The sequence below is a fragment of the Thalassospira sp. B30-1 genome (assembly GCF_015767575.1).
Lineage (GTDB): Bacteria > Pseudomonadota > Alphaproteobacteria > Rhodospirillales > Thalassospiraceae > Thalassospira > Thalassospira xiamenensis.
The window spans coordinates 4536202-4557088 of the sequence record NZ_CP065232.1 but is presented as its reverse complement, the minus strand read 5'-3'; the positions used below and the strand labels follow the sequence as shown (position 1 = coordinate 4557088).

At 53.4% G+C, this 20887-nt stretch carries 14 protein-coding genes; 6 read left to right on the top strand and 8 right to left on the bottom strand.

What is annotated here, in order from left to right:
- Positions 1-27: 27 nt before the first annotated feature.
- Complete coding sequence (locus IT971_RS21170; RefSeq protein WP_223305229.1) at positions 28-552, bottom strand: DUF3576 domain-containing protein; 525 nt, start codon at positions 550-552, stop codon at positions 28-30.
- A gap of 291 nt (positions 553-843) precedes the next feature.
- Between IT971_RS21170 and IT971_RS21165 the strand changes: the two genes are divergently transcribed.
- From IT971_RS21165 to IT971_RS21155, 3 genes are all read left to right on the top strand, one after another.
- Positions 844-1908 carry a porin gene (locus tag IT971_RS21165; protein ID WP_063092284.1) on the top strand — a complete coding sequence of 355 codons (1065 nt, stop codon included), beginning with the start codon at positions 844-846 and terminating at the stop codon, positions 1906-1908.
- 438 nt (positions 1909-2346) lie between these two features.
- Complete coding sequence (locus IT971_RS21160; RefSeq protein WP_063092285.1) at positions 2347-3402, top strand: porin; 1056 nt, start codon at positions 2347-2349, stop codon at positions 3400-3402.
- Positions 3403-3949: 547 nt separating this feature from the next.
- A complete protein-coding gene (locus tag IT971_RS21155; protein WP_063092286.1) occupies positions 3950-5005 on the top strand; it encodes a porin in 1056 nt (351 codons plus the stop codon).
- 76 nt (positions 5006-5081) lie between these two features.
- On the opposite strand, the gene IT971_RS21150 is transcribed toward IT971_RS21155, so the two are convergent.
- Both IT971_RS21150 and IT971_RS21145 read right to left on the bottom strand, forming a co-directional pair.
- Positions 5082-6302: a glycosyltransferase family 9 protein gene (locus IT971_RS21150; RefSeq protein WP_063092287.1), complete on the bottom strand. Its 1221-nt coding sequence runs from the start codon at positions 6300-6302 to the stop codon at positions 5082-5084.
- Positions 6303-6336: 34 nt separating this feature from the next.
- Positions 6337-6975 carry a thiamine phosphate synthase gene (locus IT971_RS21145; RefSeq protein WP_063114486.1) on the bottom strand — a complete coding sequence of 213 codons (639 nt, stop codon included), beginning with the start codon at positions 6973-6975 and terminating at the stop codon, positions 6337-6339.
- Positions 6976-7030: 55 nt separating this feature from the next.
- Here IT971_RS21145 and IT971_RS21140 point away from each other — a divergent pair, with 55 nt between their 5' ends.
- Positions 7031-7726, top strand: a complete 696-nt coding sequence (locus IT971_RS21140; RefSeq protein WP_063092360.1) for a YggS family pyridoxal phosphate-dependent enzyme — start codon at positions 7031-7033, stop codon at positions 7724-7726.
- 271 nt (positions 7727-7997) lie between these two features.
- Here IT971_RS21140 and IT971_RS21135 read toward each other — a convergent pair whose 3' ends face one another.
- Entirely contained in the window at positions 7998-8687 is a 690-nt protein-coding gene (locus IT971_RS21135; RefSeq protein WP_007088535.1) for a response regulator transcription factor, read from the bottom strand.
- Between the two features lie 236 nt (positions 8688-8923).
- Here IT971_RS21135 and ribA point away from each other — a divergent pair, with 236 nt between their 5' ends.
- Positions 8924-10072 carry a GTP cyclohydrolase II gene (gene ribA, locus IT971_RS21130; RefSeq protein WP_037988982.1) on the top strand — a complete coding sequence of 383 codons (1149 nt, stop codon included), beginning with the start codon at positions 8924-8926 and terminating at the stop codon, positions 10070-10072.
- Positions 10073-10246: 174 nt separating this feature from the next.
- Positions 10247-11806: a hypothetical protein gene (locus tag IT971_RS21125; RefSeq protein WP_063092289.1), complete on the top strand. Its 1560-nt coding sequence runs from the start codon at positions 10247-10249 to the stop codon at positions 11804-11806.
- 85 nt (positions 11807-11891) lie between these two features.
- On the opposite strand, the gene trpS is transcribed toward IT971_RS21125, so the two are convergent.
- The 4 genes from trpS to mutS all read right to left on the bottom strand — a co-directional run bounded on the left by trpS (position 11892) and on the right by mutS (position 20850).
- Positions 11892-12890, bottom strand: coding sequence for a tryptophan--tRNA ligase (gene trpS / locus IT971_RS21120; RefSeq protein WP_007088538.1), 999 nt, complete (start codon positions 12888-12890; stop codon positions 11892-11894).
- A 172-nt stretch (positions 12891-13062) separates the two neighbouring features.
- A complete protein-coding gene (murJ, locus tag IT971_RS21115; protein ID WP_063092290.1) occupies positions 13063-14613 on the bottom strand; it encodes a murein biosynthesis integral membrane protein MurJ in 1551 nt (516 codons plus the stop codon).
- A gap of 547 nt (positions 14614-15160) precedes the next feature.
- Entirely contained in the window at positions 15161-17914 is a 2754-nt protein-coding gene (locus tag IT971_RS21110; RefSeq protein ID WP_063092291.1) for a [protein-PII] uridylyltransferase, read from the bottom strand.
- Between the two features lie 212 nt (positions 17915-18126).
- Complete coding sequence (gene mutS / locus IT971_RS21105) at positions 18127-20850, bottom strand: DNA mismatch repair protein MutS (RefSeq protein WP_063092292.1); 2724 nt, start codon at positions 20848-20850, stop codon at positions 18127-18129.
- Between the last annotated feature and the right edge of the window lie 37 nt (positions 20851-20887).

The following is a 20887-nucleotide window of genomic DNA, read 5'->3' as shown; positions in this document are numbered from 1 at the left end:
TGTGTCTGGCATATCCAAACAGAATGCTTATTGTGCGGTTGCGCTGTCAATGCGCAGTTGACGCGCACGGGTCAGAATCGAGTCTTCCATTGCGGTTATCGTACTTGGTTCAACCACAGCATCTGCCCATTGGTCCGTTCCAACTCGGACCTGTCGGAAGACAGAGACCTTGATCGCGTCGGAGCGAAGGGCGGTACCGAGGATATAGCCCGTAATCTTGAAACGCTCGTTTGGTGTTTCCGGCGGGCTGTACCAATCGGTAATGATCACACCGCCAAACGGGTCGGCTGAATTCAGCGGCATGAAGGAGAGGGTATCAAGGGATGCGCGCCACAGAAAACTGTTCACACCTATACCTGTGCCGTTGCCCTGATTCTTGCTTTCATCACCACCCAGAAAATTAAAGCCGTCGGGACCAAACAGGGTCCCTTCTTTTTTCTGGTCCGCGATTGTTTGCGAGCGGCCGGTTGTTCCAACACGTTTGTCACCCGGCGCGGAGCCCGGATAACTATCATATTCGGATTGGGTGCCCGCACCACATGCTGCAAGCAGCAAACATATTGCAACCTGGGCAAAAACTTTAACAAGAGACAATCGCACGGTCCATTCCTTGTCCAAGGCATCAGAATTTCTGCCCGCACTATAGGGCCGACACGGCTTGGAGCAAACAAAAACATGTGTGTCAAATATGCAACTAAGATGCGGGAATGTATCTTTTCGATCACAGTGTTGTTGACGCGCCATAGTTTTACTGGCTCCATTACCCCGAACCGAACGGCGAAAAGTCGTTCATCTAATTTTTGTAGGCGGTTTTCCGCACTTGCAAAGACGTTGAGGGAAAAGATGAAAAAGATTCTGTTTGCTTCCAGCGCGATCGTCGCTGTTGCTTTCGCAGGCCAGGCTTCGGCTTCTGAGCCGATTAAACTGTCGGTTGGCGGTTACATGGAACAGTGGGCTGGTTTCGCTGACCAGGACCTCGATGCAGCTGGTGGTCGTGTAAACGCGTTCCAGTCTGACACCGAAGTTTACTTCACCGGCTCGACCACGCTTGATAACGGCATCGAAATCGGTGCACGTATCGAGCTCGAAGGCGAAACCTCGACCGACCAGGTGGATGAGCAGTTCCTGTTCGTCAACGGCGGCTTCGGTCGTATCGAAATGGGTAAAAACGACAGTGCGGCTGACGCTATGGGTGTAACCGCTCCGTCTGTTGGCCCGGTTGGCCCGAACGATGGCGGTATGGAAGATTGGGTCAACATGACCGTAATCGATACCGTTCCGTCTTCTGGTGACCAGAACCGCGTTACCTACTACACCCCGAACTTTGGCGGTTTCCAGGCTGGTGTGTCGTTCGCTGATGACAGCCGTACCAACGGTACTTTTGACAAAACCGTTACCACTTCGGGCACTTCTACCACCGTTGGTGGCCTGACCTCCGATACTTCGGGTGCTGGTGACAACATCGTCTCTGCTGCTGTTGCTTACTCGAATGACTTCGATGGTTTCTCGCTTGGTCTGTCGCTTGAAGGTGAAAACCAGGGTGAAGGTAACTGGTATGGCGCTGGCGTAAACGTTGGCTTCGGCAACTTCACTGTTGGCGGCTCTTACGGCACCAAAGAAGAAGACTACGGTCTGACTTCGCGTAACAGCACCGCTGGCCTTGACGATACCGATGCATTTGACCTTGGTGTTTCCTACGCCATGGACGCTGCTTCTGTTTCGGCAACCTATGCATATCAGGAAACTGGCAGCACCGAAACTCAGGGCGCTGCTCTGGGCATGAGCTACACGCTTGGCGCAGGCGTTGCTTGGCAGTCTTCTGTCTTCTGGTTTGACGAAGACAAAGCTGGTACCACCAGCGACAACGACGGCTACGGTGCAGTTACCGGCCTGAAACTTTCCTTCTAATTCTCTTTAGAGAACTAGAAACGCGAGAAGGGAGCGAGAAATCGCTCCCTTCTTTTTTTGTTTTAGGAAGCTGTGAGCGATTAGGTACGTCAGATCATCTTTATGACATCATGGCTGATCTTCGTTTTACGACTTAGAACTGAAATTCAGCCTTTTTGTAGCGAGCATACATAAATGGATAGGCGGTCATTTATCTGGAAGCATATTTTACCGGAGGCCATCGGGTTTTATTCTTGTAGCTTACGGTCAGAAAAAATGACGAAAAAAACCGCAATATTTGTGATTAAAATATCACACGTAATGACATAATTGGTCATCGGTCATTTAAATCAATTGACCATAAGTCATTATATCCGCTTTACTCTCGCTCAGTGGTCAGCTGACATGTTGTGTGGAATACGGTGTTGCTGATCGGCTACAGATTATAAAGAGGGTAAGATGAAAAAGATTCTTGTTGCTTCCAGCGCGCTCGTTGCTATTGCTTTTGCAGGCCAGGCTTCCGCTTCCGAACCGATCAAATTGTCGGTTGGCGGTTACATGGAACAGTGGGCTGGCTTCTCTGACGAAGATACCACTGCTTCCGGTGGTCGTAAAAACGCGTTCCAGTCTGACACCGAAGTTCACTTCAAAGGTTCGACCACGCTTGATAACGGCATTGAAATCGGAGCTGTAATCGAACTTGAAGGTGAAACCTCCTCTGACCAGATCGACGAACAGTACCTTTACATTAATGGTGGTTTCGGTCAGTTCAAACTGGGTAAAGACGATAGTGCCGCCGATGACATGGGCATCACCGCACCGGCAGTTGGCCCGGTTGGCGTCAACGACGGTGACATGGACCAGTGGTCGAACGTTTATCTGATCGACACCGTTCGCTCCAGCGGCGACCAGAATCGTGCGACCTATTACACCCCGGTCTTCGGTGGTTTCCGTGCAGGTGTGTCGTTTGCTGATGATAGCGGCAAAAACGGTACCTTCAACAAAACCGTAACCACCTCAGGTACTTCAACCACTGTTGGCGGTCTGAGCTCCGATACTTCGGGCGCTGGCGACAACATCATCTCCGCTGGTCTGGAATTCAACCGTGACTTCGGTGGTGTATCGCTTGGTCTGTCGGCTGTTGGTGAAAACCAGGGTGAAGGCAATTGGTACGGCTTGGGTACTAATGTTGGCTTTGGCAACTTCACCGTTGGTGGTTCTTATGGCCATACCGACGACGATTATGGTCTGAGCTCGCGTGACACTGCCGGCCAGGATCTGGACGCATTTGATATTGGTGTGTCTTACGCCATGGATGCTGCTGCCGTTTCCCTGACCTATGGTTATGAAGATTTCGGTACCGGTGACGTCAGCGCGGTTGATCTTGGTCTGCGCTATGCTCTTGGTGCTGGCGTTTCGTGGCGTTCGTCGGTCTTCTGGTTCGATCAGGAGAACGATACCACTGCTGATAACGATGGCTACGGTGTTGTAACCGGTCTGCGTCTCGACTTCTAATTCATCCAGAATTAGTACGATTTGAAGGGGGCGGTTTTCAGCCCCCTTCTTATTGCCAATCCCGCTCTGTTGTAAAACGCTGAGCGGGATTTTTTATTTAGAAATTACCGATGTTCTGTTGGCTGCGGTTGGTTATCTGCGAAAGATATTTTTGCCAATATTAAACGATCTTAACTTGTTTTGTGCTGCGACAATAAAAATTCGCGCAGGCAGAGGGAATGCCTGCGCGATAATGTCATCTTTGGCCATGTGTGTGGATAGCCATGTTTCCAATGCTTGTTGCTTTGAGCATGTAATTTAAATGACTATAGGTCATATAATCGGGCGGATGTGAAATTGCAAAGTCTGCTGGGATAATATCATTGTTCCCAGAGTAATAGGCCTTAATATCTGAGTGTGCTTATTCTGCCACAAACTTGCGACAAAAAACATTATCTATTCCATTATAATTGACTATTGGTCATTTAAATCGTTTTATCAGTCGGGAGAGTTCGAGCATGTCTATTGAGACAAATGCTCGGTCCACACGTAAAACCAAGAGGGTAAAATGAAAAAGATATTGATCGCTTCAAGCGCACTTGTTGCTGTTGCGTTTGTCGGCCAAGCTCAGGCCTCCGAGCCGATTAAATTGTCGGTTGGTGGTTACATGAACCAGTGGGCCGGTTTTGCCGATCAGGAAGTCGGTGATCGCAACAACGCCTTCCAATCCGATACCGAAATTCATTTCAAGGGCTCGACCACCCTCGATAACGGTATTGAAGTTGGTGCGGTGGTCGAGCTAGAAGGCGAAACGTCCAGTGACCAGATCGATGAACAGTACCTGTATGTCAGCGGCAATTTCGGTCGTATTGAGATGGGCAAAAACGATAGTGCAGCCGATTCGATGCAGATCGTTGCACCAGCAGTAGGTCCGGTTGGCGTTAACGATGGCGACCTCGACATCTGGGTTAACTCCTATCTGATCGACACCACTGTCCCGAATGGTGATCAGAATCGCGTCACGTACTTCACGCCGAGTTTCAGCGGCTTCCGCGCTGGTGTATCCTTTGCGGATGATAGTGGTAAAAATGGTTCCTTCGATAAAAACGTCTCGAACGGCGCAATCGGTGGATTGCATTCCGATACCTCGGGTTCTGGCGACAACATCGTTTCCGGTGCGCTTGAATACATGGGTGATTTCAACGGTATTTCGCTTGGTGTTTCCGCGATTGGCGAAAACTGGGGGGAAGGCAATCTTGTTGGTGGCGGTCTGAATGTTGGTTTCGGCAACTTCACCGTTGGCGGCTCCTATTCCCATACCGACGATGACTATGGCTTCAGCGAAGGTAGCCGCAATCCGGACGATACCGATCAGTTCGACGTTGGTGTTTCCTATGAAATGGATGCCGCAGCTGTATCATTGACCTATGGCTATGCTGAATATGGTAATGGCAGCCGTGGTAACGGTACCGGTGAAATCAGCACCGCCGATCTGGGCCTTGCCTACACCCTTGGTGCCGGCGTTGCCTGGAAATCCTCGATCTTCTGGTTCGATGACGAAGTCGATGGCGCAGAGGACAATGACGGTTACGGCGTTGTCACCGGTCTGGCACTGACCTTCTAATTCCTGGGAATTAGCGTGATTTGAAAAGGGCGGTTTTCCGCCCTTTTCTTTTTTGTCCAACATCCGTTGTTCTGGCTCAGATCCCGATATCCTGACGCAGAAAAGCTAAAAAGCGGTCTTTCTGTGCGACAAGGTCGGCGACGCAGGGAACCGGATTTTCGGTCACAAGCCGTTCGGCCAGTGCCCTGTCAGAATTGACCGGCAGGTTTCCGAGTTCCGACATTGGAAGTCGGAGGCTACCCATGCAGCCGATTTCACCCGATGTGGTTGCGCGCAATTTTGCAAGCCCGCAGGGCGCTTCGCAGAACTCGCCTTTATAACTGCTTTGCCAAGGGTAAAGGTTGTGATGGCGGCCCTGTAAAACGGTGGCAGAGGCCGAGCTATAGATACCAATGCCGGGCGTTTGAAACAGCTTGGTGATATGGGCAGGTCCGCTATCGGCCAGCACGACATAATTCTGTTCCCGGATGAAGGACACGAGATTTCCAATGGTTTTGAAACCGTCAACGACGCGGATATTCGGTGTGTTGAACGACCCGATCGTGTCCTTATATTTCTTCATTACCCCCTGATAGGCGTTGAGGATCAGAGTGGTTTCAAATCCGGCTTGTGCAAGGAGTTCTGTGGTTTCGTGCACTAGTTCCGGGGGAAGGGTGCGAAGGGGGGATGAGGCCATTGGCAGGATGCCAATTTTCATACCCGATGCCAGTTTCGGTGCGCGTTCGGATGCAAGCGGGATCGGCGGAACTCCGAATGCCTCGCAAAGTGCCTCTTCCGGGTTAACCGGCATGGTCGCGATATCTTTCCAGCCTTCCATCTCGCTGAAATCGATCAGATAGTCGAATGTTTTGAGGCGTTTGGCGGAGATGAAAAGCTGAAAGATCGTGATATCGGGGATGGTGGCGAATATGTCAGACGCCGTACCGCTATTGAGCACAGCGATTTTCGCGCCGGGATATTTTGTTGCAAAGGCACGCAGAAACAGAACCATGCCGACACAATCGCCAATCGCATCGTCCGGGATCAAAAACAGGACCCGTTTCCGGTCAAAATCGGTATCGGCCCATGCATCGCGGGCAAGCACATCAGGTTGAACGCTATCTGATATGATTTTTACTGATGGCGCATTGGCAAGAATTTGCTGGCGCAAAAGCGATGAGGTGCGTGTCAGATAGGCCGGGCTATTATCCGATGCCTGCACGAGGTCCGGGCTGACATTGGGCAGGCCGAACTGAAACGGCTGTTTTGATGCAAACCGGGTAAATTTCTTACGGGCGGGATGGTGATGTGCAGGCATTTTCGGGCGATCTCCGGTCACCTTTTGCTCGGTGTTATGTGGCAGAGAACCCGATCCCGGCCAAAGATGCAACGCCCGATCCCCTTAACAGGGCGACATTGTCGGGTTTTATGCCGCCAAGGGCAACGGGGATAAGGCCAAGACTGAGGCAAAAAGCAGTTCTTTGAAGGAATATCGAAAACGTCATGCCCGGTTCACCGGGATGGCTTTGGGTGGCAAAAACCGGCGAGATCAGAACACCATCGGGACGTTGATCGGGTGCGAGAAGTGCCAGCTTGCGCAGCGTTTGCAAGCTGTGGCAGGCGGATGTCACAAACATGTCGTGTGGTATTTGCCGATAGATATGTGGTCTTTTCTCGATGCGGTATTCCGGCAAATGAATACCATCGGCATCTAGGCGCAAGGCCAGTGCAAGATCATCGGCAATCAGGCAAAGGTGACCATATTGGCGACAGGTTCGCCGAACGATGTAGGCAAGGTGTGCGCGGTCCTTGGGTTTGAGCCCGTAGTGTCGGAAAATTACCATGCTTCTGCGCGGCAGACCGATGATTGCCGGGATCGGATCGGGCATGCGTTTGTCGTCGGTCATCAATATGATCGGCGGGATTGGGCAATCAGAACCGCCATTGCGCAAATTGAGTTGGCGTGCCTGCTTTGCCAGTGTGGCATCCATTGATAGTATCCCGATTCTGTTTCACCGATTCCTGTACCGATTTGGGCCATCATCCATGAGCGATCAGCATCTGTCATCCGGCAATCCCGACATCGCGGCCAATCTTGCCGAGATCCAGCAAAATATCGATAAAGCCTGTACAGCGGTTGGTCGCGCACCCAGCGATGTCACCCTGATCTGTGTCAGCAAGAACCACGATGCCGATCATGTGCGACCCGCTCTTGTCGACGGGCGGCGGGTGTTTGGTGAAAACCGGGTACAGGAAGCAGCAGGGAAATGGCCGGGCCTGAGGGATGAATTCCCTGATATCGAACTGCATCTGATCGGGCCGCTTCAGACCAATAAGCTAAAAGATGCGGTTGCGTTATTTGATGTGATCGAAACCGTTGATCGTCCAAAACTTGCCAATGCGCTGGCAAAGCATCGCGATACGACCGGCGAATGCCCCGATCTTTATATCCAGATCAATATCGGAGAAGAACCGCAGAAAGCCGGAATAGCCCCGGCCGATGCCGATGATTTTATTATCGATTGCATCGAACGCCTGAAATTGCCGATCAAGGGATTGATGTGCATCCCGCCGGTGGATGAGGAACCGGCATCGCATTTTGCCCTGTTAGGCAAAATTGCCGACCGTCATGGTTTGGCCATTCGAAGCATGGGCATGAGTGGCGATTACGAGGCAGCAATCCGGCTTGGCGCGACCCATATCCGTGTCGGGACAGCAATTTTCGGCTCACGGGGCTATTAAATCGCCAGATGAAGCCTTTTAAAGACGGCTGCAACCCTGTTTTTATTGTTTTCGACGCAAATCTGATGCTGTAAACGCCGATTTTTCTATCTCTAAGGTGTGATTTCGGTCAACTGCCCGAATTTGGCAGAAAATGTGGATAACTGGCCCAGACGTATAAGACGCGCTCAAAGCCGTTTTGTGACGAAAAAATCAAAAATCCCGCCAAGTGAATTTAGCCCGGCGGGATTTCTGCAAATTATTTGTATTTCTGCGGTTTGTCTGGGTCTGGTTATGGAACGAGCTTGTAGCCGCCAGGCTCGGTGACCAGGATCGTCGCGTTTGACGGGTCCTTTTCGATTTTCTGGCGCAGGCGATAAACGTGTGTTTCCAGCGTGTGGGTGGTGACCCCGGCGTTATAGCCCCAGACCTCGTCAAGCAGGGTTTCGCGTGTGACTGGTTTGTCGCCCGCCCGGAACAGGAATTTAAGGATCGAGGTTTCCTTCTCCGTCAGACGGACTTTTTTCTCGGTCGTGGTTTCGATCAGAAGCTTGGCACTGGGTTGGAAGCTGTAGGGGCCGATGACGAAAACCGCATCCTCGCTTTGTTCATGCTGGCGAATATGGGCACGAATACGCGCCAGCAGCACGTTCAGGCGGAACGGCTTGGTGACATAGTCGTTGGCACCCGATTCCAAGCCAAGGATCGTATCAGAATCGCTGTCGGCACCGGTCAGCATGATGATCGGGGATTTGACCCCGGCGCGCCGCATCAGTTTGCAGACATCACGACCATCCATATCGGGCAGGCCGACATCAAGAAGGATAATGTCGTAGTAATTTTCTTTGGCGACTTCGAGGGCGTTTTGGCCACTATTGGCGACGACACATTCGAATTCCTCATGAAGCCGGAGCTGCTCGGTGAGAGACTGGCTAAGTGCCGCGTCATCTTCGACCACCAGAACCTGTTTACCTGTCGACATTCGCCATCCCTTGCTGCTTGCTAAATCCCGCCTATATTCTGGGCCTGCCGACGGTTCTTTTTGTGGCATTGTTCTCGTAGGCCCACCATATACTTAGGATTAGAGTCTCATACTGCGTTTTGAAGAACAAACTGTTTTCGCTTTAGCCCATTGACGTGCACCTTATCCAGCCCCATACCGACCGGATCGCGATGTTGTGATCATCCGTGTATGACCCAGAAGAAACAAAGACTGCAATGACCCAATCTGCTGCCGTGCCATCAAAAGCCAATGTTTCCGCGACCGATCTGGTGACCGTATCGCGTGCTGTTGCCGATTTGCGGCGCGGTGAAATCGTTCTGGTCCAGGGACAGGCAAATGGCATTGCCCATTGTGTGGCGGTGATTGCTGCCGAACCGCTTTCCGACCACGGATTGGCGCGCCTTCATGACATTGCTGGCAAAAGCGGAAATACCGCGATTGTTTTGCCGCGCGTGCGGGCCAGATCGCTCGGCAAGACCTGTAAAAACGATCATTTCATTGCTTTTGTCAGCGCCAAAAAATCCGCTGTTGATGCGAAAGCGTTGGCCGAGATAGCCAATCCGTTGCTGGATCTTGAAAGCATGCCAGCTGGCGCGTGGCGTCCGGTCAATATGGCCGAAAGTGCGGCCATTCGCCTTGCGAAGCTGGCTCGGTTGCTACCGGCGGTGGTGACAGCACCGGTTGACCCCGAACAGCTTGAAATGCTGTCAAAGGCGCAGAACCTTCTGGTGCTTCAGTCCGAGAGCATCAATGGATACGAAGACGCATCGGCCGCAACCCTGCGGCAGGTCAGCGAAGCGCGCGTTCCGTTGGAAAATGCCGAGAACGCAACGGTTATCGCGTTTCGTCCGGAAGATGGTGGTCAGGAACATCTGGCGATTGTGATTGATGAGCCGGCAAAAGATCAGCCGGTTTTGATCCGGCTGCATTCAGAATGCTTTACCGGCGATTTGATCGGGTCGCTGAGATGTGATTGCGGACCGCAATTGCGTGGAGCGATTGCCGAAATTGCGAAAAGCGGGCAGGGCGGAATTATTCTTTACCTGCGACAGGAAGGGCGCGGTATCGGGCTTGTGAACAAATTGCGCGCCTATGCATTGCAGGACCGCGGTTTTGATACGCTGGATGCCAACGAGGAACTTGGTTTTGATGCTGATGAACGGGTTTATCGGCCAGCTGCCGAAATGCTGCGTCAGATGGGGTTTGAAACTGTCCGGCTCCTGACCAATAATCCCGAAAAGCTTACCGGGCTTGAAAGCTGGGGCGTGACGGTTGCCGAACGTGTGCCGCACAAGTTTCCGTCCAATGGTCATAACGAATTTTATCTTCAGACCAAAAAGGACCGCGCCGGCCACCTGTTTTGAGTCGCGCATAACGGAATCCGCCTGATTATGACTGCCTGATGCTACCCGGCAGAAGATTCCGACAGGCAGTTCTGCGTCAAATTCTCTTTCAATAAATTCCCTTAAAATCAATACCTTAACCAGAAACAAAACTGGCACTCCTTTTGCAAAATAGTTGGCAAGAGGAGGACTGATATGTCGATTGGTGCAGATTGGCGGCAAATATCGCCCGGTAACGGGGCAAGCATCGCAAACGGAGCGGCAGGCAGCGGGTCTGCTGGATCGAGTGCGGCCGAGCAGCTTGTTGATGGTGTCGAAGAAGGCCGCAGCTTTTCCGAATATATGTTCGGAAAGGACGGCTTTGAATTCACCGATTTCCTCGATGTGATCAATCCTTTGCAGCATATCCCCGGCGTGGGCATGGTTTACCGCAGCATCACAGGCGACGAGCTTGGCAATGGTGCGCGCGTTGTTGGTGGCGGTCTGTTTGGCGGTATCTTTGGTCTGGCCGGTGCGGCGGTTGATGCGGTTGTCGATCTGGCGACCGGTGAAGATACCGGTGCGCATATCATGGCGATGTTTGAAGGTGACGAGGCCCCGGCAGATCAGCCGATGATGGCCGATGCATCGCTCGAAGGTGGCCCAACTGGCGGGGCAAGCGATCTTGTCCTGCCGTGGATGGTTGGTGACAGGTCAATGGCCGGCGAGGACGGTTTACCGGTCGATCCCGCCGAACAAGCAACGATTACCGATGCTGCCCCGGTGGCCGGTGTTGAGACACTGGCGATGAACGAACAACAGGGTACTGAGACCCAAACAGGTACCACGGCATACAATGCGGCTGATCTGGTGACGCCTTGGGGCGGGGCGGTTAGCAATGCCAATGCCGCAGCTGCCTATGGAGCTGTTAAACCAGTCGCAAGTCCGGCTGTCTCTAATGCTCAAACCCTGACGCAATCAATTGCCCGACAGCAGGTCGCACCGTCGGCAGCTTCAATGTCAGCAGGCGATGATCCCGCAATACAGACCGCCCAGCGTCTTTTGGCCAAGGCAGGGGATGATGTGGCCGGAACCAATATCGACGCGCAGGATGCCGATCCGGCCGAACTGGCCGTAGCAATTGCACGTGCCGGGCAGAGTGATATTGCATCAAACATGACCATGCGCACCGCAGAGGACAGCCGCAATGGGCATCAGGGCATGATACAGCGCGCATCCTTTAGTAGCGAAAATGGTGATACGGTCTGGGCACGAGCGCAAAGTTCCGGGCGGTTAAGCCGTGGAACATCGCAATTTGGCGTTGCGCCCGAAATTGCTGCCCGGGAGGCAAAATATGCCAAGATCAAGCAGGGTGACGTAACCAAACCGGCAAATTCACAAGAAGCAGGTTCGGGGCAGCAGGGCCCCTTGAGTGCTGCGGAAATGGCCGCACGGTTTAACGCAGCCCTTGGCCGTGATCGGGCGCAAACCATGGCAAATAATGCCGTTGCATCGACCAATGCGGTGGCACAGGACAAGCCGGCATCAGGTCAGCAGATTCAGCGCGATGATAGGGCAAATTTGGAGCGCGACATAGCGCGCAATGAAAGCGCAGACAGTGCCGAAATGGTCCATCCATTGATGGAAAAAGCACAAAGCCACAGCAATAGTGACGCCCCGGTCGGAGTCTGGTTCAGTCAGACCATGATGGACGGGCTTAAGAAATACCAGGCAATGCAGGAAGGTCGCCAGCAGCCCGCGGATAATTCAATCTGATTACCCGATCATAAAGTATCAAAAAAACCCGACAATCGTTTGATGTCGGGTTTTGTTTTGATTTGGTAACGAATCCTTGGCGATTTTAGCGATTAAGGAAACCGACGATTTCCTTGACCTCTTTGAGGATCGGCTGGGCAATGGCATCCGCACGTTCTGCACCCTTTGCCAGAACTGCGTCGATATAGGTATTGTCGGCTTTAAGACGTGCCATTTCTTCGGTGATTGGTGCCAGTTTTTCGACAACAACATCGGTCAGCGCCTGTTTGAAGCCCGAGAACTGGGTTCCACCATGTTCTGCCAGAACGTCAGCAACATTTGCATCGGTCAGTGCGGCATAGATGGTGATCAGGTTTTTGGCCTCGGGGCGGCCTTCGAGACCCGCAGCCTCGCTTGGCAGCGGTTCCGGATCGGTTTTGGCCTTGCGGATTTTCTTTGCCAGCGTGTCGGCATCGTCGGTCATGTTGATGCGCGACATATCCGATGCATCGGATTTCGACATCTTTTTCGAACCGTCACGTAGTGACATCACGCGCGTTGCCGGACCAAGAATCAGCGGATCTGGCTGTGGGAAAAACTCGACGCCAAAATCGTTGTTGAATTTGATCGCAATGTCGCGGGTCAGTTCAAGATGCTGCTTCTGGTCTTCGCCGACCGGCACATGGGTCGCCTTGTAGGCCAGAATGTCGGCGGCCATCAGGCTGGGATAGGCATATAGACCAAGTGATGCGTTTTCACGATTCTTGCCAGCTTTTTCCTTGAACTGGGTCATCCGGTTCAGCCAGCCGATGCGCGCGACACAGTTGAAAATCCAGGCCAGTTCGGCATGTGCCGAAACCTGACTTTGGTTGAACAGGACATGTTTTTCCGGATCGATGCCAGATGCAATCATGCTGGCAGCAAGTTCGCGGATGTTGGAACGCAGTTCATTGGGCTCTTGCCAGACGGTTATGGCATGCAGATCAACGACGCAGAAGATGCATTCGAAGTCTTTCTGCAGCGCGACCCAGTTGCGGATCGCACCAAGATAGTTGCCAAGATGAAGGTTACCGGTGGGCTGAGCACCCGAAAAAACACGTTCCATAACGATGTCGTCCATTTCCAAAAATGTGTTGAGTGACCTGCATGCTCCGCCAGGTTTTGGACACCCGCCGGCGGACGAGCCTGCAAATCTTCGGGCGGGAGTTAAGCCGCCGGACCGGATTTGGTCAAGCGGCTTGTCCCGAAATGACGGAAATAAGGTGCAATAGTCGTCTTCAGGCGGTGTTGCCGCGTTTAAGTGTTGCTTTCAGTTCCGAGAAACTGGTCGCGCCCGAAAGCTGTGCGGTGACGGCGTAAATCAGCAACCCGCCACTGACCAGCCCGGCCATGGTGATGACGCGCGTGATTGAAAGGGCGTCATTTTGCCACAGCCATTCGATGGCAAACCATAGGGCAAGCCCCATCAGAACCGATGACAGCAAGATGCGTGGTACCCGGCGTTTAAGCCGGTCGTCAAAGACCAGATCACCGCGTTTGTGCAGAATCCAGCCAAGCGCGCCTGCATTGATCCAGACCGAGGTCGAGGTTGCTGCTGCAATGCCAAGATGGCCGAAGGTCGGCATCAGGGCGATGATCAGAACGATATTGATCACCATGGCGGAAATGCCGATGCGGATGGGCGTTTTGGTATCTTCGCGCGCAAAGAATCCCGGCGCGAGAACTTTGACCAGAACCGACGCGGGCAGGCCAAAGGCAAAAATGGTCAGTGCCATGCCAGTCATCAGCGTTTCGCTGGCGCCAAAGGCACCGCGTTCAAACAGAACATTGATGATCGGAATACCCATTACGCCAAGCGCTACCGCGGAAGGCAGGGTCAGCAGCAGGGCGATCTCGATGCCGCGATTCTGGCTATACATCGCGACTTTCGGGTCTGCACCCTGAAGTTGACGCGACAGGGTCGGCAGAAGGGCCGTGCCAATCGCGATTCCGATAACGCCAAGCGGTAGTTGATGTACGCGGTCGGCATAGTAAAGCCAAGATACCGCCCCGTCCGAAACAAGGGATGCCAGCATGGTATCGATCAGGAGGTTCAACTGATAGACGCCCGCACCGATCATGCCCGGGATCATGCGTTTGCCCAGCAACTTTATCCGGTCATCAATTTTGGGCAATTGCCATTTTATGACAAAACCGGCGCGTTTGCAGGCAATCACCAGACAAACGAACTGCGCGATACCGGCAATCGCAACCCCCCATGCCAGGGCATGGGCCGGGGTTTCGGTCATCGGTGTAAGTCCCAGAAGGGCAGCGATCAGACAGATATTGAGGATGATGGGCGCACCCGCTGCCGCGGCATAGCGGTGCAGGGTGTTAAGTACACCCGACATCAGGGCAACAGCCGAAATGAAGGCGAGATAGGGGAAGGTAATACGCGACAATTCGACGGCAAGGGCGAATTTTTCCGGGTCTTCGGCAAAGCCCGGTGCAAAGACATGCATTGCCCAAGGCATGGTGATTTCGATGATCGCGACCAGAAAACCGGTAATCAGGATTAGCATCGACATGGCGCGTGCGGCAAATTCACGCGCGACATCAAGGCCGCGTTTTTCAATATCACCGGCTAGCAAAGGTACAAAGGCGGCGTTAAACGCGCCTTCGCCAAACAGGCGGCGGAACAGGTTGGGGAATTTGAAGGCCACGAAAAAGGCATCGGCCATGCCACCGGCACCTAGCATCCCGGCAATCATGATGTCGCGGGCAAAACCCAGAAGACGCGAGATCAGGGTAAAGCCACTGACCGTGGCAATGGAACGTACGAGCGACATTCGCGATCAAATCCAAAAAAGTTATGAACCAGAATATGTTTTTAACCGTGGCAAAGAGTCCCACCGGGTTCGATAGTCATGAAATCTGCCAGTCGAAGGTGAATAACTCGTAATGACGGCGGATTAGCGGTGAGTGAGAGGCGATAATTTTTGCCTAAATGGGCGCACAAACATTGAACTTTTGTGAAATGGGCTGTGGTTTTGTAAAAAATGCTTGGGGTTGTGACAACCGTCACAGAAAATATGCTGCAATACTCATACATTGCAACTCGCTGAGGATTCGTTGGGACGCGAGCCTCGCTATTCTGACCGGACGAGGGATAAAGGCGCTCCACCTCAACCTGCTGCACTCCGAGGAATATGATGTTACGGGACAACAGGCCATAACATCAGGTTTCAGGACCGACCAGCCCTCGTCCGTTCAAACTTCCGATACAAATCAAAATTCGATCATGGTGCTTACACCATTGAACACGGATCCCTGCCGGGGTGATTTGGCTTTTGGCCAATCGCAGGGGCGGGGATTTTGTGTTTTCGGGTCGGTTGTTCAGCCGTTTTCCAAGGTTTGGGTCAGGGTTTCCTTGACCTGCAGGAATTTGGTGCGGCTATCAATTTTCAGACCAAACACGTCCTTGACGTAGAAAACGTCGACTGCGCGTTCACCAAAGGTCGAAATACGCGCCGATGCGATTTGCAGCGAAAGGTCGCGTAATGTGCGTGTGACGTCGTAAAGCAGACCCTGCCGGTCGCGCGCGGTAATTTCAATGACCGTGTGGGTGCGGCTGGCCTTGTTGTCGATGATGACGTTTGGCTCGACTTTGAAGACTGCAGTGCGATGCTTGTTATCCTTGATCTGGCGACGTTCGATTTCCTGACTCGGTCGCAGACGGCCTGAAATCACCTGTTCAAGCGTTTTGCGTAATTTATCGAGCTTGGATTTGTCGTTGAAGGCCTCGCCATTGGTATCCTGGATAAAGAAGGTATCAAGTGCCATGCCGTCGGCAAGGGTCAGGATTTTGGCATCGACGACATTGGCGCCACACAGCGCCATCGATCCGGCAATCTGGGAAAACAGCCCGGGATGATCGGTGGTGTGGACAATGATTTCGGTGGCATCGATATCGGTTTCGATTCGCATATCGATCGTGATGTCCGCACCGCTTGCCTTGGCATCACGGGTCAGATGGGCATGACGGACATGGGTTTCGGTGTCAAAACTGAGCCAATAGGACGGATAACCGCGATCAATGAAGTCCTCGACATCCTGTTCTGGCCAGTTGGAACCGGATGCGGCAAGGGCGTCGCGCAATTTCTGCTGGGCACGGGCGACACGCGAATCGCGACTGTCGGCATTCAGGCCGCCCGAAAGCAAGTCATCGGTGGCATAGAACAGTTCGCGCAGAAGGGTCGCTTTCCAGCCGTTCCAGACATTCGGACCTACGGCCCGGATATCGGCAACCGTGAGGCACAGCAACAAACGCAACCGTTCCTGTGACTGGACCAGATCGGCAAAGGCGCGAATCGTCGTCGGGTCATTCAGGTCACGTTTGAATGCGGTCAGGCTCATCCACAGATGGGCTTTGACCAGCCAAGCGACGGTTTCGGTATCGGCAGGCGACAGGCCGAGACGCGGACAAAGCTTTTCGGCGACTTCGGCGCCGAGTTCCGAATGATCACCGCCTCGGCCCTTGGCGATATCATGAAGCAATACCGCGACATAAAGCACGCGGCGCGAAATCACCTTTTCCATGATACGGGTGGCAACCGGGGCTTCTTCTGCCAGTTCGCCGCGTTCGATCTGGTTCAATATGCCGATCGCGCGGATGGTGTGCTCGTCCACGGTATAGGTGTGGTACATGTCATATTGCATCTGGGCAACGACACGACCGAAATCCGGGATGAAACGGCCAAGCAGCCCGGCTTCGTTCATTTTGCGAAGCGGGATATCGGGGGTATCGCGGTGTGTCAGGATCTCAAGAAAGACCTCGTTCGCGGCCGGATCCTTTTGCAACTTGTGATCGACCAGTTTCAGACTTTGTGTTACCCAGCGCAGCGTTTCGGGATGAATGCCGACCCCGTTCTGATGGGCGACAAGGAATAGGCGTAATATCTGTATCGGGTCACTTTGCAGGGTTTCGAGGCTGTCGACGGTCAGGCGATCATTGCGCAACTGGAAACCGTCGATTTCCTTGCTACCGAAAAAACGTGCCGGGAAGCGGATTAGCGGTTTGCGTTGATGGCGTTCTTCAAGGGCGGCACAGAAGATGCGGGTCAGGTTGCCGACATGTTTCACCATCAGATAATAGTGTTTCATGAAGCGTTCGACACCTGATGCGCCTGCATGGTCGGTATAGCCAAGCTTATCGGCAATATCGCGCTGCATATCAAATGTCAGGCGGTCTTCTTCGCGTCCGGTCAGGTAATGCAGCCAGCAGCGCACCGACCACAGGAAGTTTTGTGCCTTCAGAAAGCCTTGTGCTTCCTTGCGGGTCAGGACTTTGAGGTCGACCAGTTCAAGCGGGTTGCTGACACGGTAAAGATATTTGCCGATCCAGAACAGGGTATGAAGATCGCGAAGGCCGCCTTTGCCGTCCTTGACGTTGGGTTCAACCACATAGCGGGAATCACCCATGCGAATGTGGCGTTCATCGCGTTCGTTCAGCTTGCCTTCGATGAATTCAAGCCCCGTGCCCTTGACCAGCTCTTCCATGAAACGGGTGCGGAAGGCTTTATAGACTTCTTCATCCGCCCATACGAACCGGCTTTCAAGCAGGTTGGTACGAATTGTGATGTCCTGTTTGCCCATGCGCAGGCAGTCATCAATCGAACGGGTGGCATGACCGACCTTCAGCCCTAGATCCCAGAGCATATAAAGGATGTATTCGACAACCTGTTCGCCATGCGCGGTTTGTTTGTAGGGAAACAGAAACAGGATATCGACATCAGATTGCGGCGCCATATCGCCGCGACCGTAACCGCCAACCGCGACAACCGCCATGCGTTGCTCATTGGTGGGATTATGCAGTGGATAGACGAATTTCAGGGCGAAATCATGGATCAGACGGACAATCTGATCGATCAGGAAACTGTTGGAAAAGACCGCGTCCTGCCCGGAATTGGTTTCTTCGAAACGGGCACGGATGACCTTGCGGCCATTCTCCAGAACGGCTTTGAGGTGTTTAAGGATTTCCGCACGCTGTTTGAAGGATGTCAGATCCGCATTGGCAGCGATGGTTTCAAGCTCGGCAAAGATTTTGCGGCGGTCGATGATTTCGCGCTGTTTCTTGATTCTATACGTCACTTGAAGTGGTTTCCTCGGTCGGGTCTGGCATGAACGGGCTGGTTGCCCTTTTGGGTCCACACCCAATGCATATGGCATGCCGTGTTTTCGATGCCAGTGTTAGGCTGATCGCCGGAGTTTAACATCAAAAAGCAAACAGGCACCTGCCTGATATAAGGGCAAAGTGCCTGTTTTTAATGCGTTGGCCGATATTTTTCGCGACAGATGCGAAATCAACCGCGCATGGCGCGCAAGCGATATAGCGCATCAAGTGCTTCGCGCGGGGTCATGTTATCGGGATCGATTTCAGCCACAGCATCCAGAAGGGCCTTTTGTTCAGGCGACAATGCAGTGGTTTTGGCTTTTTCTTCCTGTTTGACTTGCTCGATTGCGGCAGCAAAAAGCGGCAGGTCATCGGCCAGTTTGGAAACCGCACCGCCCTGCTCGCCCTTCTCCAGGGTTTTCAATACCTGTTCGGCGCGTTTGATCACTGGTTTGGGCAGGCCTGCGAGCTGGGCAACATGAATGCCATAAGACCGATCCGCACTTCCTGCACCGACTTCGTGCAGGAAGACGACTTCGCCCTGCCATTCCTTGATCAGCATGGTGTGGCAGGACAGATGGGCAAGCTTGGCGGCAAGGGCTGTAAGTTCATGATAGTGGGTTGCGAAGAGGCCACGGCATTTATTGACTTCGTGCAGGTTTTCAACAACCGCCCAAGCAATTGAAAGACCATCAAATGTTGCCGTGCCGCGCCCGATTTCATCAAGGATAACCAGCGAACGATCGGATGCCTGATTAAGGATGGCGGCGGTTTCGACCATTTCGACCATGAAGGTCGACCGGCCACGCGCCAGATCATCCGCTGCCCCGACACGCGAAAACAGCCGGTCAATCACACCGATATGCGCCGTTTCAGCCGGGACAAAGGCACCGATCTGGGCCAGAACCGCAATCAGGGCATTCTGGCGCAGGAAGGTCGATTTACCGGCCATGTTCGGACCAGTAATCAGCCAAAGACTTTGTTCGCCTTCAAGGCGGCAGTCATTGGCAACAAAGGGGCTATCGCCATTTTCGCGCAGGGCGGCTTCGACCACCGGATGGCGACCGCCACGAATATCAAAGGCAAGGCTGTCATCAATGGTCGGGCGGATACATCCCTGATCACGCGCCAGTTCGGCCAACGCGGCTGACACATCAAGCCCGGCAAGTGCCTGTGCACAGCGCGCGATGGCGTCGGCATGTTCAAGGACGCCCGTGACCAGTGTGTCAAACAGTTCGAGTTCCAGAGCCAATGCCTGATCACCGGCCTTTGAAACCTTGCTTTCGAGCTCGGACAGCTCGACCGTGGTGAAACGAACCGCATTGGCCATGGTCTGGCGATGGATAAATTCATCGATTTCGATCATCCGGTCAGCCTGTTTGGCCGGTACTTCGATGAAGTAGCCAAGAACATTGTTGTGTTTGACCTTAAGGCTGGTGATGGCCGTTTGTTCGGTATATCGGGCTTGCAGATTGGCGATTAGCTTTTTGCTTTCGCTTGAAAGCATCCGCAATTCATCAAGCGGCGGGTGATAACCACTTGCGATAAAACCGCCATCACGCGCCAGCAACGGTAGATTTTCGCTAAGCGACCGGCGCAGAAGATCAACCAGATCGCCGTGATGACCCATATCGGTCAAATGATCGACAAGGGCGGCGGGTTGCGTGGTCAGGCCATCATTGCCGCCATCGGGTTTGTGCAAAAGGTTGCCAATCTCAAAGGCACAGGCCAGACCATCGCGCATGGCAGCCAGATCGCGTGGGCCGCCACGACCGACGGACAGACGTGACAATGCACGTTCGATATCCGGACATTCGCCAAGGGCAGCTCGCAGATCGGACCGTAGGGCATCGCGATCATGGAAATAGGAGACCAGATCAAGGCGTTTATTGATCGTGCCCGCATCGGTCAGCGGTGCGGACAGGCGGGCGGCCAGCAAGCGGGCACCGGCACCAGTGCGGGTACGGTCGATGACCGATAAAAGCGATCCCTTGCGTTCACCTGATTGGGTCTGGGTCAATTCCAGTGACCGGCGGGTGGCGGCATCAATTTCCATTGCAGCACCCGCAGCCATGCGTTGCGGCGGGGCAAGGCGCGGCATCTGACTCTTCTGGGTCAGATCGACATAATCGATCAGCGCCCCGGCCGCCGAAAGTTCGGCAATTTCGAATCCGCCAAAAGCGTCCAGGGCCGCAACTTCATATAGTTTTTTAAGGCGCAGCTGGGCATTTTCGGCATCAAAGCGTGATGCGGGTTGCGGGGTGATGACGTTTTTGTATTCGGCGTAGATATCGAACATTTCCGAACGATTCAGAAGTTTGTCAGATATCAGAAGCTCACCAGCGTCAAGACGGGCAAGGGCGGCAGGAAGCCCGCCCATATCACAGGGCTGAACATAAAAATCGCCGGTCGACATATCAAGCCAGGCTAGGCCGACCTTGCCGCGAACTTCGGATACGGCGGCCAGATAGTTATGGCGCCGGGCATCCAGAAGGCTGTCTTCGGTCAGGGTGCCGGGCGTGATCAGTCGGACAACGCCGCGTTTGACGACGGATTTGGCGCCGCGTTTCTTGGCCTCGGCCGGGTCTTCCATCTGTTCGCATACAGCGACACGGAAACCCTTGCGGATCAGACGCTGAAGATATGTTTCGTGGCTATGGACGGGAACACCGGCCATGGGAATTTCGTTACCCTGATGTTTGCCACGTTTTGTCAGCGCGATATCGAGTGCCTCGGCCGCCTTGACGGCATCGTCGAAGAATAGCTCGTAAAAGTCGCCCATGCGGTAAAACAGCAGGCAGTCCTGATACTGTTCCTTGATTTCAAGGAACTGCATCATCATCGGGGTCGCACCTTCGGTGTCGAACGAAAGGGGGACGGTCTGAGTATCGGAAGGATCGGCAATATTGTTCATGGCGAGTGTGATAGCAAACCCTGAAGGCATTGACGAG

Excerpts from the sequence above, each read along its gene's own strand:
- IT971_RS21140 (WP_063092360.1), top strand. The coding sequence starts at position 7,031 with ATGAGCGATCAGCATCTGTCATCCGGCAATCCCGACATCGCGGCCAAT.
- IT971_RS21125 (WP_063092289.1), top strand. The coding sequence starts at position 10,247 with ATGTCGATTGGTGCAGATTGGCGGCAAATATCGCCCGGTAACGGGGCA.
- IT971_RS21160 (WP_063092285.1), top strand. The coding sequence starts at position 2,347 with ATGAAAAAGATTCTTGTTGCTTCCAGCGCGCTCGTTGCTATTGCTTTT.
- murJ (WP_063092290.1), bottom strand. The coding sequence starts at position 14,613 with ATGTCGCTCGTACGTTCCATTGCCACGGTCAGTGGCTTTACCCTGATC.
- mutS (WP_063092292.1), bottom strand. The coding sequence starts at position 20,850 with ATGAACAATATTGCCGATCCTTCCGATACTCAGACCGTCCCCCTTTCG.
- IT971_RS21150 (WP_063092287.1), bottom strand. The coding sequence starts at position 6,302 with ATGCCTGCACATCACCATCCCGCCCGTAAGAAATTTACCCGGTTTGCA.
- IT971_RS21145 (WP_063114486.1), bottom strand. The coding sequence starts at position 6,975 with ATGGATGCCACACTGGCAAAGCAGGCACGCCAACTCAATTTGCGCAAT.
- IT971_RS21155 (WP_063092286.1), top strand. The coding sequence starts at position 3,950 with ATGAAAAAGATATTGATCGCTTCAAGCGCACTTGTTGCTGTTGCGTTT.
- IT971_RS21165 (WP_063092284.1), top strand. The coding sequence starts at position 844 with ATGAAAAAGATTCTGTTTGCTTCCAGCGCGATCGTCGCTGTTGCTTTC.
- ribA (WP_037988982.1), top strand. The coding sequence starts at position 8,924 with ATGACCCAATCTGCTGCCGTGCCATCAAAAGCCAATGTTTCCGCGACC.
- IT971_RS21135 (WP_007088535.1), bottom strand. The coding sequence starts at position 8,687 with ATGTCGACAGGTAAACAGGTTCTGGTGGTCGAAGATGACGCGGCACTT.
- trpS (WP_007088538.1), bottom strand. The coding sequence starts at position 12,890 with ATGGAACGTGTTTTTTCGGGTGCTCAGCCCACCGGTAACCTTCATCTT.